13 protein-coding genes are annotated in these 12838 nt (G+C 66.5%); 12 read left to right on the top strand and 1 reads right to left on the bottom strand.

The window, feature by feature from the left end:
- The first annotated feature begins 138 nt into the window (after positions 1-138).
- The 12 genes from AC1DXX_RS22235 (at position 139) to AC1DXX_RS22180 (ending at position 11948) form a co-directional block, all read left to right on the top strand.
- A complete protein-coding gene (locus tag AC1DXX_RS22235) occupies positions 139-1680 on the top strand; it encodes a sigma-54 interaction domain-containing protein (protein WP_478136382.1) in 1542 nt (513 codons plus the stop codon).
- Between the two features lie 36 nt (positions 1681-1716).
- Positions 1717-2835: a DUF4272 domain-containing protein gene (locus AC1DXX_RS22230; RefSeq protein WP_478136381.1), complete on the top strand. Its 1119-nt coding sequence runs from the start codon at positions 1717-1719 to the stop codon at positions 2833-2835.
- Positions 2836-2856: 21 nt separating this feature from the next.
- A complete protein-coding gene (locus tag AC1DXX_RS22225) occupies positions 2857-3120 on the top strand; it encodes a hypothetical protein (protein WP_478136380.1) in 264 nt (87 codons plus the stop codon).
- A gap of 157 nt (positions 3121-3277) precedes the next feature.
- The gene (locus tag AC1DXX_RS22220) at positions 3278-4465 is read left to right on the top strand and encodes a substrate-binding domain-containing protein (protein ID WP_478136379.1); all 1188 of its coding nucleotides are present in this window, start codon (positions 3278-3280) and stop codon (positions 4463-4465) included.
- 162 nt (positions 4466-4627) lie between these two features.
- Entirely contained in the window at positions 4628-6076 is a 1449-nt protein-coding gene (locus AC1DXX_RS22215; protein ID WP_478136378.1) for an extracellular catalytic domain type 2 short-chain-length polyhydroxyalkanoate depolymerase, read from the top strand.
- A 39-nt stretch (positions 6077-6115) separates the two neighbouring features.
- Positions 6116-6880: an ABC transporter ATP-binding protein gene (locus tag AC1DXX_RS22210; protein WP_478136377.1), complete on the top strand. Its 765-nt coding sequence runs from the start codon at positions 6116-6118 to the stop codon at positions 6878-6880.
- Complete coding sequence (locus AC1DXX_RS22205) at positions 6877-7602, top strand: ABC transporter ATP-binding protein (RefSeq protein WP_478136376.1); 726 nt, start codon at positions 6877-6879, stop codon at positions 7600-7602. Before AC1DXX_RS22210 ends, AC1DXX_RS22205 begins: the two co-directional genes overlap by 4 nt.
- 154 nt (positions 7603-7756) lie before the next feature.
- The gene (locus AC1DXX_RS22200; RefSeq protein ID WP_478136375.1) at positions 7757-8740 is read left to right on the top strand and encodes a branched-chain amino acid ABC transporter permease; all 984 of its coding nucleotides are present in this window, start codon (positions 7757-7759) and stop codon (positions 8738-8740) included.
- A gap of 13 nt (positions 8741-8753) precedes the next feature.
- The gene (locus tag AC1DXX_RS22195; RefSeq protein ID WP_478136374.1) at positions 8754-9821 is read left to right on the top strand and encodes a branched-chain amino acid ABC transporter permease; all 1068 of its coding nucleotides are present in this window, start codon (positions 8754-8756) and stop codon (positions 9819-9821) included.
- A gap of 11 nt (positions 9822-9832) precedes the next feature.
- A complete protein-coding gene (locus tag AC1DXX_RS22190; protein ID WP_478136421.1) occupies positions 9833-10705 on the top strand; it encodes an alpha/beta fold hydrolase in 873 nt (290 codons plus the stop codon).
- A 57-nt stretch (positions 10706-10762) separates the two neighbouring features.
- The gene (locus tag AC1DXX_RS22185; protein ID WP_478136373.1) at positions 10763-11269 is read left to right on the top strand and encodes a DUF1993 domain-containing protein; all 507 of its coding nucleotides are present in this window, start codon (positions 10763-10765) and stop codon (positions 11267-11269) included.
- A 121-nt stretch (positions 11270-11390) separates the two neighbouring features.
- A complete protein-coding gene (locus tag AC1DXX_RS22180; protein ID WP_478136372.1) occupies positions 11391-11948 on the top strand; it encodes a thioredoxin family protein in 558 nt (185 codons plus the stop codon).
- Between the two features lie 18 nt (positions 11949-11966).
- On the opposite strand, the gene hemH is transcribed toward AC1DXX_RS22180, so the two are convergent.
- On the bottom strand, positions 11967-12838 hold an 872-nt coding region (hemH, locus tag AC1DXX_RS22175), incomplete at its 5' end, for a ferrochelatase (protein WP_478136371.1).

The following is a 12838-nucleotide window of genomic DNA, read 5'->3' as shown; positions in this document are numbered from 1 at the left end:
ATTAAACCATGAGCGAAATCAAACGATTGATTTACTTAAGGAATCCTGAAGGCTTTTGTGTTCGACGGAAATACGGGCGTTTCATGCCTTGCACGGATGGCGGATTTGTTGCGCTTTGATGCACAGTACGATCCGCCCATGCCAGCCGTTCCACCTGTTGCCGCACCGCCCGCCTTGCCCCTCGACGCCGAGGGCATCCTCGCGCTCGCCGCGCGCTCGATGTTTCATCTGTTTTCCAGCATCAGCCAGGGCATGTTCCTGGTGGACAGCAGCGGGCGCATCGTGTGGGTGAACGAGGGCTACCGGCGCTTTCTGCCGGCGTTGGGCTTCTCGTCGATCGACCAGTTCCTGGGCCACATGGTCGAGGACGTGATTCCCAACACGCAGATGCGCCGCGTGCTCGAGACCGGCGAGCCGATCCTGGTCGACCTGCTGACCAACAAGGCAGGTACTTTCGTTGTCAGCCGCATTCCGCTGCGCGCCGAGAGCGGCGGGAACGAGGGCGGTGTGCGCGGTGCGGGCGACGTGATCGGCGCCATCGGCATCGTGCTGTTCGACCAGCCCGAGACCACGCTGCAGCCGCTGATCAGCAAGTTCGCGCTGCTGCAGCGCGACCTCGACGACGCGCGGCGCGAGCTTGCAAGCCAGCGCAACAACCCGCTGTACCAGCACGCGCCCGACGGCCAGCGTCGTTCCAAGTACACCTTCGCGAGCTTCATCGGCAGCAGCCCGGCGGCGGTGGAAGTGAAGCGCCACGCACGCCGTGCGGCGCAATCGACGAGCCCGGTGTTGCTGTTGGGCGAAACCGGCACCGGCAAGGAACTGCTGGCACATGCGATTCATGCGTCGTCGGCGCGCGCCAAGGGCCTGTTCGTCAGCGTCAACATCGCGGCCGTGCCCGACACGCTGCTCGAAGCCGAGTTCTTCGGCTTCGCGCCCGGCGCGTTCACCGGCGCCGACAGGCGGGGGCGCGAAGGCAAGTTCAAGCTGGCCGACGGCGGCAGCCTGTTTCTCGACGAGATCGGCGACATGCCGCTCGGCCTGCAGGCCAAGCTGCTGCGCGCACTGCAGGAAGGCGAGATAGAACCGCTCGGCTCCAACAAGCTCGTGCCCTTCGATGCGCGCGTGATCGCCGCCACCTCGCGCGACCTGCCCGAGCTGGTGCGCCGCGGCCTGTTCCGCGAAGACCTGTACTACCGCCTCAACGTGCTCCCGCTGCGCGTGCCGCCGCTGCGCGAGCGGCGCAGCGACATCCCGGCGCTGGTCGAGGCGCTGGGCGAAGACATGGCGCTGCGCAGCGGCGAAGCACCGCCCGAGCTCACGCCCGATGCGCTCGCGCTGCTGGCGGGCCAGCACTGGCGCGGCAACATCCGCGAGCTGCGCAACGTGCTGGAGCAGGTGACCATGCGCAGCGACTCGCAGCGCATCGATGCCGCGCAGCTCGAACGCATCCTGCGCGAAGCCGGGCTGGAGCAGATCGCGCCGCCCGATGTCCTGCAATCGTCGGGCGACGAAGAGGCGGCGCTGCTGCGGCCGCTGGCGCAACAGGTGGCCGAGCTGGAGCGCAAGGCCATCGCCGCGGCCATGGCCAGCACGGGCGGCAACAAGCTCGCCACGTCGCGGCTGCTCGGCATTTCGCGCGCGACCTTGTACGAGCGCATGACGAACCAGGAGCGCTGAAATCCGACCGACTACCACCACGAGGGAGAGGATTCGATGAAGGGTCTGTTCGCGAAACTGAAAGACGCGCTGGTGAAACCCGCGGCGCCCGCGCCAGTGGCGCAGGCGGATGCACGCCCGGAAGAGGGCATGCTGATCAACGCCTATTGCACCTGCGTCGATGTCCCGGCGCTCCAATTCGCGCACACGATGGTGGCGCGCCGCGACCTCTCCGATCCGGAGCTTGCCCCGCACCTCGAAGGTTTCATTGGCTACGTGCTGAGTCGGGGTAACGGAGAGATGTCGCGCAACCGCTATCACGTGAAGCGACACATCCAGCGGGTGCGGCAGCACCTGAGTCTCGTCGTCGAAGACGCGCAACTCGACGCTTTCGCCGATTGGGCCGTGCAGGCCAATGCGATCCTGTTTTTGCGCGACGGAGGCATCCGCGATCCCCGCGGCGTGATCCTGCTGTCCGCGGGCGGCGAGGAGGGCGATGGACGCGCCGCCCTTCCATACCCACCGCAGGCATGGGAAAGAAAAGCGCGCACCGAGGCGTTTCTTTCGGAAAAGCAGATGCCGCCGCCGCAACACCTGCCGCCGCTCATCTCGGAACCTGAGCTGCGATTGCGCACACCGCAGGAAATCGCGGGCAGGGCGTTCGCGCTGCTTGCTGTGGCGATCCAGGCCGAGTCGGTGGCGATCAAGGACCCGCTGCCCGTCGCGTCCCTGTTCGAGAGCCTGCCGTCCGCGCGGGCACACCTGACGCCGAAGGAGCAGGCCTTTCTCCTGCAGGAGGCGCCGTCGGAATCGGAAGTCGCGCAGTTCGGCTGGCGCTACGAGTGCGTGTTCCTTCTGGAATGGGTCATGGGCCTGGTGGACGAACTGCCCTTTCCCGCCGCCATTTGCGACGTGCCATTGACGTCCCGCATCCTGCTGGACGCGCACGACGAGCAAGGCTTGATGCGCGCGATGCGGATGCGGCCGGACAGCGAAATCCTCGACGTCCTCGATCTGCACTACCGCCTCCACTGGCTGACGCGCCAGGCCCAGGTCAAGGAGCAGGCCGTGCCAGAGGGGCTCGATGCCGGCGTGATCCTCGAGCGTCACCATGCGCTGAACTGGCTGGTCCGGTTCGAGAACAAGGAGTGGGATGAAGTCGATTCGCCGACATGAACCTCAAATGAGATTCGCACCGTGAGCGTCCGGGCCCTGCGTTCCACCTTCGGCCCCAACTGCCACTGGTGCGGCCTCCCCATGGACTTCGACGAGCCGCATGGCAGGCCCGAGTCCGCGACCATCGAGCACCTCATCGATGCGACGCTGGGCGGCGTGCGCACGCAAAAGCACCGGCGGCTGGCGCATGCCATCTGCAATCACACACGCAACGAATTCAGGCTGCAGGCCGAGCGCGAATTCCAGCGCTGGATTGCGATGCGGAAGGCTGTTGGTAAACCCTGACTGATAAAAAGACAATTGCCTGAAAACAAGACATAACAAGTGTTCTTAAATCAGGCGATAGAGGTTCCTCTCCAATGAGGAAGCCTTTGTTATCAATGAGTTGGGCGGGTGGCACGAACTGTGCAATATTCAGTCACCACTTTCAGGAGACAAAAATATGAACCGTCGCCACCTCGTCGCGCTGGCCGCGCTTTCCGCCTGCGCCGCCGCAGCCCCCGCCTGGGCCCAATCCAACGAAATCCGCATCGCCCACATCTACAGCAAGACCGGCGCGCTGGAAGCCTACGGCAAGCAGACCCAGACCGGCTTCACCATGGGCCTGGACTACGCCACCGGCGGCACGATGATGGTCAACGGCAAGAAGCTCGTGGTCATCGAGAAGGACGACCAGGGCAAGCCCGACCTCGGCAAGTCGCTGCTGGCCGCCGCGTATTCCGACGACAAGGCCGCGCTGGCCGTGGGCCCGACCGCCTCGGGCGTGGCGCTGGCGATGCTGCCGGTGGCCGAGGAATACAAGAAGATCCTGCTGGTCGAGCCGGCCGTGGCCGATTCGATCACCGGCGACAAGTGGAACAAGTACATCTTCCGCACCGGCCGCAATTCGAGCCAGGACGCGATCTCCAATGCCGTGGCCGTCGACAAGGCCGGCGTCACGGTTGCCACGCTCGCGCAGGACAACGCCTTCGGCCGCGACGGCGTGAAGGCCTTCGGCAGCGCGCTCAAGAAGGCGAAGCTGGTGCACGAGGAATACCTGCCGCCCGCCACCACCGACTTCACGGCCGGCGCGCAGCGCCTGATCGACAAGCTCAAGGACCAGCCGGGCCGCAAGATCATCTGGATCGTCTGGGCCGGCGCGGGCAACCCGTTCAAGATCGTCGACCTCGACCTGAAGCGCTACGGCATCGAGATCGCCACCGGCGGCAACATCCTGCCGGCGATGGCGGCCTACAAGAGCCTGCCGGGCATGGAGGGCGCGGCGTACTACTACTTCGGCATTCCGAAGAACCCGGTCAACGAGGCGCTGGTGTCGGCGCACTACAAGCAGTTCAAGACGCCGCCGGACTTCTTCACGGCCGGCGGCTTCTCGGCCGCGATGGCGGTGGTGACCGCGCTCAAGAAGACGGGTGGCGACACCAACACCAACAAGCTCATCAGCACGATGGAAGGCATGAGCTTCGACACGCCCAAGGGCAAGATGACCTTCCGCAAGGAAGACCATCAGGCGATGCAGTCGATGTACCACTTCAAGATCAAGGTCGACCCCGCGTTCGCCTGGGGCGTGCCCGAGCTGGTGCACGAGATCAAGCCCGAAGAGATGGACATCCCCATCAAGAACAAGCGCTGAGCGCCAACCCACAGCCGCGGCCCTGAGGCCGCACTCCTTTCGCCCCGGCCGGCCGCCGGGCGGAGCGCCAGCCTGCGCCTTCGCGGCACAGGCACGGCGCAACCAACGGCCGATTCGTCAGCAAGCAAGCGTTCGATACACCTAGAACAGAAGGAGACAGCGATGGCAGCGAAACGATGGAACTGGAAGGGACTGGCCGCAGCCGCGGCGATCACGATGGCGGCGCAGGCCGCAACGGCGGCGGTGCCGCTCCCGGCGCTCGGCGCCAATCCTGCGGAGGTGAGCGTGTCCGGCCTGTCGGCGGGCGGCTTCGCGGCCGTGCAGCTGCACGTGGCCTATTCGGCCACATTCAAGCGCGGCGCCGGCGTGGTCGCCGGCGGGCCTTACTACTGTGCCGAGGGTTCGGTGACCAACGCCACTGGGCGCTGCATGGCGCACAGCACCAGCATCCCGGTGTCGTCGCTCGTGAGCACCACCAACAGCTGGGCCGCCAGCGGGGCGATCGACCCGGTGTCGAACATGACCGGTTCCAAGGTGTACCTGTACTCGGGCACCTCGGACAACACCGTCAAGCAGGCGGTGATGGACGACCTCAAGACCTACTACCAGAGCTTCGTGCCCGCGGCCAATGTTGTCTACAAGAACAACATCGGCTCCGGCCACGCGATGATCACCGACGACTACGGCGGCGCCTGCAGCACCACCGCCGCGCCCTACATCAACAACTGCGGCTTCGACCTCGCGGGTGAGATCCTGACGCAGCTCTACGGGCCGCTGAATCCGCGCAACAACGGCACGCTGGGCGGCACCTTCACCGAGTTCAACCAGTCGGAATTCATCACCGGCCACGGCGTGGCCGCCACCGGCTGGATCTATGTGCCGCAGGCCTGCACGACCGCGTCGTGCCGCGTGCACCTGGTGCTGCACGGCTGCAAGCAGAACTACACCGACGTGAGCGACCAGTACGTGCGCAAGACCGGCTACAACCGCTGGGCCGATACCAACAACATCGTCCTGATCTACCCGCAGACCAGCACCGCCGCCACCAACAGCTGCTGGGACTGGTGGGGCTACGACAGCGCGAACTATGCGAAGAAGTCGGGTCCGCAGATGGCGGCGCTCAAGGCCATGGTCGATCGCGTGACCGGCTCCGGCGGCGGTTCGTCGCTGCCGGCACCGACCGGCGTGGGTACCTCGGGCGCGACCAGCAGCAGCATGGTGATCGGCTGGAACGGCGTCTCGGGCGCCAGCGGCTACAACGTCTACCGCGGCGGCAGCAAGGTCAACGCCGCGCCCGTCGCCGGCACCAGCTACACCGACAGCGGCCTCGCCGCGTCCACCACCTACAGCTGGACAGTGGCCGCGCTGGACGCCAGCAATGCCGAGGGTGCGATGTCGACTGCAGCCACCGGCACCACCACCTCGGGCGGCACCGGCGGAACCTGCTACACCGCCAGCAACTATGCGCACACCATGGCCGGTCGTGCCTACGCGTTGTGGGGCCTCACCTATGCCTACGGCTCGGGGCAGGCCATGGGCCTGTGGAACATCTACGTCACCACCACGCTGAAGCAGACCGGCCCCAACTACTACGTGATCGGCAGCTGTTGAGGCCGATCTCCACACACTTTCCATTTGCAATGACCAACGATGCTTGAGACCCGAGACCTGACCATCCGCTTCGGTGGGCACGTGGCCGTCAACAGCGTGAGCTGCGCCTTCGCGCCGGGCACGCTGACGGCCATCGTCGGCCCCAACGGGGCGGGCAAGACCACCTACTTCAACCTGATCTCGGGCCAGCTCAAGGCGAGCGCGGGCACGGTGTCGCTCGACGGGCAGCCGCTCTCGGGCCTGTCGCCGTCGGCACGCACGCACGCGGGGCTGGGGCGGGCCTTCCAGCTCACCAACCTGTTCCCAAACCTTACGGTGCTGGAGAACGTGCGCCTGGCGGTGCAGGCCACGCGCGAGGGCGCGCACCGGCGCGGGCTCAACCTGTGGAGCATCTGGAGCGACCACAAGGCGCTGACCGAACGCGCGGACCAGATCCTGGCGGACGTGGCGCTCAAATCGCGTGAACACGCGACCGTGGCGAGCCTGCCGCACGGCGACCAGCGCAAGCTCGAGGTGGCGCTGCTGATGGCGCTGGAGCCCAAGGTCTTCATGTTCGACGAGCCGACCGCCGGCATGAACACGGCCGAGGCGCCCGTCATCCTCGACCTGATCCGCAAGCTCAAGCAGGACAAGACCAAGACCATCCTGCTGGTCGAACACAAGATGGACGTGGTGCGCGAACTCGCGGACCGCATCATCGTGCTGCACAACGGCACGCTGGTGGCCGACGGCGAGCCGGCAGAGGTGATTGCCTCGCCGGTGGTCCAGGAGGCCTACCTGGGCATTGCGAAGGAGGCGGCATGAGCACGAATCTCTTGACCCTCGAAGGCGTGCAGACGCACATCGGGGCGTACCACATCCTGCACGGCGTCGACCTCGCCGTGCCCCGTGGCCAGCTCACCATGCTGCTGGGCCGCAACGGCGCGGGCAAGACGACCACGCTGCGGACCATCATGGGCCTGTGGCATGCGTCGCAGGGCAGGGTGCGTTTCGGTGACAGGGACATCACGGCGATGCACACGCCGCAGATCGCCGAACTCGGCATCGCCTACGTGCCCGAGAACATGGGCATCTTCTCCGACCTCACGGTGAAGGAGAACATGCTGCTTGCTGCGCGCAGCGCCAAGAACGCGCAGCAGATCGACGACACGCGGCTGAAGTGGATCTTCAAGCTCTTCCCCGCAGTGGAGAAGTTCTGGAACCACCCGGCCGGCAAGCTGTCGGGCGGGCAGAAGCAGATGCTGGCCGTGTCGCGCGCCATCGTCGAGCCGCGCGAGCTGCTGCTGATCGACGAGCCCAGCAAGGGCCTCGCGCCCGTGATGATCAACAACATGATCGATGCCTTCGCCGAGCTCAAGCGCAGCGGCGTGACGATCCTGCTGGTGGAGCAGAACATCAACTTCGCCCAGCGCCTGGGCGACACCGTCGCGGTGATGGACAACGGCCGCGTGGTGCACAGCGGCTCCATGGCGGCGTTCTCCGCCGACGCGCAACTGCAGCAATCTCTATTGGGTCTCGCGCTATGACGTACTTGATGTCTTGTCCCCTCTCCCTCTGGGAGAGGGCTAGGGTGAGGGCTGGCGGCCTGTGCAATGGCCTCGCCCTCACACCGGTGCCGCTGGCCCTCACCCCAACCCTCTCCCGCAAGCGGGAGAGGGAGCAAGAGAAGGGAGCACTGCAATGAAGGCACTCGACTTCGACTGGAAGCCGCTGCTTCTTGCTCCCATCCTCGCGCTCGTCGCGCTGCCGCTCACCGGCTCGTTCTCGACCTGGCTCACGCTCACGGTCGCGGGCCTCGCGATGGGCATGATCATCTTCATCATCGCCTCGGGCCTCACGCTGGTGTTCGGCCTGATGGACGTGCTCAACTTCGGCCACGGCGTGTTCATCGCCCTGGGCGCCTTCGTGGCCAGCAGCGTGCTCGGCCTCATGGGCGACTGGACCGGCTCGGGTGAACTCTGGCGCAACCTGGTTGCCGTGTTCCCGGCGATGCTGGTTGCGATGGCGGTGGCCGGCGCGGTGGGGCTGGCCTTCGAGCGCTTCATCGTGCGGCCGGTATACGGCCAGCACTTGAAGCAGATCCTCATCACGATGGGCGGCATGATCATCGGCGAGGAACTCATCAAGGTGATCTGGGGGCCGGCGCAGATTCCGCTGCCGCTGCCCGAGGCGCTGCGCGGCTCGCTGCTGATCGGCGATGCGGCCATCAGCAAGTACCGGCTGCTGGCCGTTGCAGTGGGCATCGTGGTGTTCGGCCTGCTCGCATGGACGCTGGGCCGCACCAAGATCGGCCTCCTGATCCGCGCCGGCGTGCAGGACCGCGAGATGGTCGAGTCGCTCGGCTACCGCATCGGCCGGCTCTTCGTCGGCGTGTTCGTGGTGGGCAGTGCGCTGGCCGGGCTGGGCGGCGTGATGTGGGGGCTGTTCCAGCAGAACCTCGTGCCGCAGATGGGCGCACAGGTCAATGTGCTGATCTTCATCGTGATCATCATCGGCGGGCTGGGCTCGACGGGCGGGGCGCTGATCGGTGCATTGCTCGTGGGGCTCATGACCAACTACATCGGCTTCCTGCTGCCCACGGTCACGCAGTTCGCGAGCATCCTGCTGATGGTGGCCGTGCTGTTGTGGCGCCCGCAGGGCGTGTATCCCGTGGCGAACCGTTGAGAAAGAAGTCGCCATGTTCCTGAAACGACTTCTCTCCAACGACATGCCGCGCAGCCGCCTGCTGGCACTGCTGCTGGTGGCGCTGTTCATCGCGCTGGCCTTCGCGCCTTTCATCTTCCCGGGCGTCAAGGCGCTCAGCGTCGCGGCCAAGATCCTGGTGTTCGTGGTGCTGGTCGCGAGCTTCGACCTGCTGCTGGGCTACACCGGCATCGTGAGCTTCGCGCACACCATGTTCTTCGGCATCGGCGCCTACGGCATCGCCATCTCGGCCACGCGGCTCGGGCCCAGCTGGGGCGCGGTGCTGCTCGGGCTCGGCGCGTCGCTGGCGATCTCGCTGGTGCTCTCGTTCGCCATCGGGCTGTTCTCGCTGCGGGTGCGGGCGATCTTCTTCGCGATGATCACGCTGGCCGTGGCCTCGGCCTTCCAGACGCTGGCCTCGCAGCTCTCCGACTTCACGGGCGGCGAAGACGGCCTGACCTTCAAGCTGCCCGAGCTGATCTCGCCGAGCTTCGAGTTCGCCGAGGAGCCTTTTCTCGGTGTTTCGCTCGATGGCCGGCTGCTGTGCTACTACATGCTGTTCGTGGTTGCCGTGGTGCTGCTGCTCGCATTGCTGCGCATCGTGAATTCGCCCTTCGGCCGCGTGCTGCAGGCAATTCGCGAGAACGAGTTCCGCGCCGAGGCCATCGGCTACCGCGTGGTGGTGTACCGCACGACGGCGGCCGTGCTGTCGGCGCTCTTTGCCACGCTGGCCGGCGCGATGCTCGCGATCTGGCTGCGCTACAACGGGCCCGACACCTCGCTGAGCTTCGAGATCATGATCGACGTGCTGTTGATCGTGGTGATCGGCGGCATGGGCACGATCTACGGCGCAGCCATCGGCGCGGTGCTGTTCGTGGTGGCGCAGAGCTATCTGCAGGACTTGCTGCGCGTCGGCAGCGAGGCGGCCAGCGGGCTGCCTTGGCTCTCGGCGCTGCTGTCGCCCGACCGTTGGCTGCTGTGGCTGGGCGTGCTGTTCGTGCTGTCGGTGTATTACTTTCCCACCGGCATCGTCGGCAGGCTGCGCGCGAGGGCCGCACGATGAGCGACAACCTCATGACGCCGTTGTCGCGCTACGCGCAGCTCGCGGGCCGCGAGATTCACTGGCTCGAATGGGGTGCACCCGACGCACCGGTGGTCATCGCCTGGCACGGCCTCGCGCGCACCAGCCGTGACATGGACGAACTTGCACAGCAGTTTGCGGCGCGCGGTTTCCGCGTGATCTGCCCCGACACCATCGGCCGCGGCCTGAGCCAGTGGAGCCCGCTGCCCGACGAGGAGTACAAGCTCTCGTTCTACGCGCGCATCGCCAATGCGCTGTGCGACGAGCTGCGGCTGGGCCGCGTGCACTGGGTCGGCACATCGATGGGCGGGGCCATCGGCACGGTCTGCGCGTCGGGGCTGTTCGAGCCGCGCATGAAGGCGCGCATCGCGAGCCTGGTGCTCAACGACAACGCGCCGGAGCTGGCGCAGGCCGCCATCGAGCGCATCCGCGCCTATGCGGGCCAGCCGCCTGCGTTCGACACGGTGGCCGAGCTCGAGGCCTTCTTCCGCACCGTCTACAAACCCTACGGCTGGCTCAGCGATGCGCAGTGGCGCCGCCTGACCGAAAGCTCCACGCGCCGCCTGCCCGACGGCCGCGTGACGCCGCATTACGACCCGGCCATGGTCCGGCAGTTCAGCGCGCACGACAACGACTACCTGATCTGGCCGCACTACGACGCCATCGAGGTGCCGGTGCTGTGCCTGCGCGGCGCCGAGTCGGACCTGGTGCTGCCCGCTGTCGTCGAGGAGATGCGGCGGCGGGGGCCGGGCACAGAGGGGCTGCTGCAGGTGCTCGAAATCCAGGGGTGCGGCCACGCGCCCGCGCTCAACGTGCCCGAACAACTGGACCCCATCGAAGGGTTTATTCGCGCCGCCGGTCGTTGAATGGGCGGCGGCAGCACAATCGCCGCCGACTTCAACCACAACAAGGCTCACCTCACCATGTCGCTCTCGATGTATGACCTGTCCGTCCCGGTCTTCACCCGCGGACTCGGCCAACTGACCCACCTGTTCGACAAGAGCCTGGCGCACGCCAGGGCCAATGGCATCGACCCGGCCACGCTGGTCGAGGCGCGGCTCGCACCCGACATGCTCACGCTGGCCGGCCAGGTCCAGCGCGCGAGCGATGCGTCGAAACTCGGCGTGGCGCGCATCGCGGGCATCACGGCGCCCAGCTTCCCCGACGAGGAAAAGACCTGGGACGACCTGCTGGCCCGCATCGCGAAGACGCAGGATTTCCTCGCGACCGTGGACCGTGCGTTGATCGACGGCCACGAAGACCGTGCCGTGACCATCAAGACGCGCGAAGGCGAGGCGACCTTCACCGCACAGCGCTACCTGCTGCAGTTCGCACTGCCCAACTTCTTCTTCCACGTGACCACGGCCTATGACGTGCTGCGCCACAGCGGCATGCCGATCGGCAAGATGGACTATCTCGGCAAGTTCTGAGCGCAGGTCTTCACGGCCTCGCGACAAACTTCAAATTGCCGTGATACATGCGCGCCGACGGCGCGCGCGCCCAACAATCGCGCCAGACCGCTGTCGGTCTGACACGAGCGAGGTTGCGATCATGGGCAAGTTGCTGTCGAGAAGGGCTTTTTCGGGGTTCGCCGCGGGTGCTGCCGTAGGGGCTGGCTGGCCGATGCGGGGCGCGCTCGCTGCATCGCCGGGCCTCAAGGACTACGGACGCGCCCCGGAGTTCGCGGGCATCGACAAGTGGCTCAACTCGGGCCCGCTCACGATGCAGGGCCTGGCCGGCAAGGTGGTGCTGGTCGACTTCTGGACCTACACCTGCATCAACTGCATCCGCACGCTGCCGCATGTGGTGCGCTGGTACGAGACGTACAAGGACCAGGGCTTCGTCGTGGTGGGCGTCCACTCGCCGGAGTTCGCCTACGAGCGGTCGACGCGCAACGTGCAGGACGCGATCGAGCGCTTCAACATCCGATACCCCGTGGCGCAGGACAACAGCTTCACCACCTGGAAGGCGTACAGCAACCAGTACTGGCCGGCTTTTTATCTGGTCGACAGCAGGGGCCAGGTGATGCGGCAGCACTTCGGCGAAGGCGAGTACGCCGAGATGGAGGCGGCGATCCAGGCGCTGTTGGCGAAGAAGGCGGTCGGCTGAGTTCGCAGCAGAAGCCGCTTACGCCGCCGGTGGTCGGGTGGGCCAGCCCGCGAGGTTGCGTTCGGCAATGCCCGCGAGCGCAGTGATCCACGCCGGACTGTCGTTGAGGCAGGGGATGTAGCTGAAGGCCTGGCCGCCGGCATGCATGAAGGCTTCGCGGCCTTCCATTGCGATCTCTTCCAGTGTTTCGAGGCAGTCGGCCGGAAAGCCCGGGCATACCACGTCGACCCGCTTCACGCCGCTTGTGCCGAGCTCGCGCAGGGTCGGCTCGGTGTAGGGCTCGAGCCACTTGGCGCGGCCGAAGCGCGATTGGAAGGTCACGCGGTGCTGTGCGGCCGTGAGGCGCAGGCGTGCGGCCAGCAGGCGCGCGGTTTCGAGGCACTGTGCCTGGTACGGATCGCCAAGCGCGATGTTGCGCGCGGGGATGCCGTGAAAGCTCATCAGCAGCACCTCGCCGCGGCCTTCGGCTTTCCAGTGGCGCTCGATGCCTTGCGCGAGCGCCTCGATGTAGGCGGGGTCGTCGTGGTACTGGTTGACGAAGCGGAATTCGGGTACGCGGCGCTGGCGGCGGCTCCAGTCGTTCACCGCATCGATCACGCTCGCGGTGGTGGTCGCCGAGTACTGCGGATAGGCCTGCAGCACCAGCACGCGCGTTGCGCCTTCGGCCTGCAGCGCATCGAGCCGCGAAGCGATCGACGGGTTGGCGTAGCGCATCGCGTCGCGCACCGTCACGCGGTGGCCGCGCTCGCCGAGCCAGCCTGCCAGCAGGCTGGCCTGCTTCTGCGTCCAGACCTTGAGCGGCGAGCCCTCGGGCATCCAGATGCTCGCGTACTTGGCCGCCGACTTGGCGGGCCGCACGCGCAGGATGATCCCGTGGAGGATCAGCGCCC

The sequence above is a fragment of the Variovorax sp. P4_B10 genome, from assembly GCF_056402375.1.
Note: the sequence above shows the minus strand (reverse complement) of the source record. Positions and strands in the feature narration are given on the sequence as shown.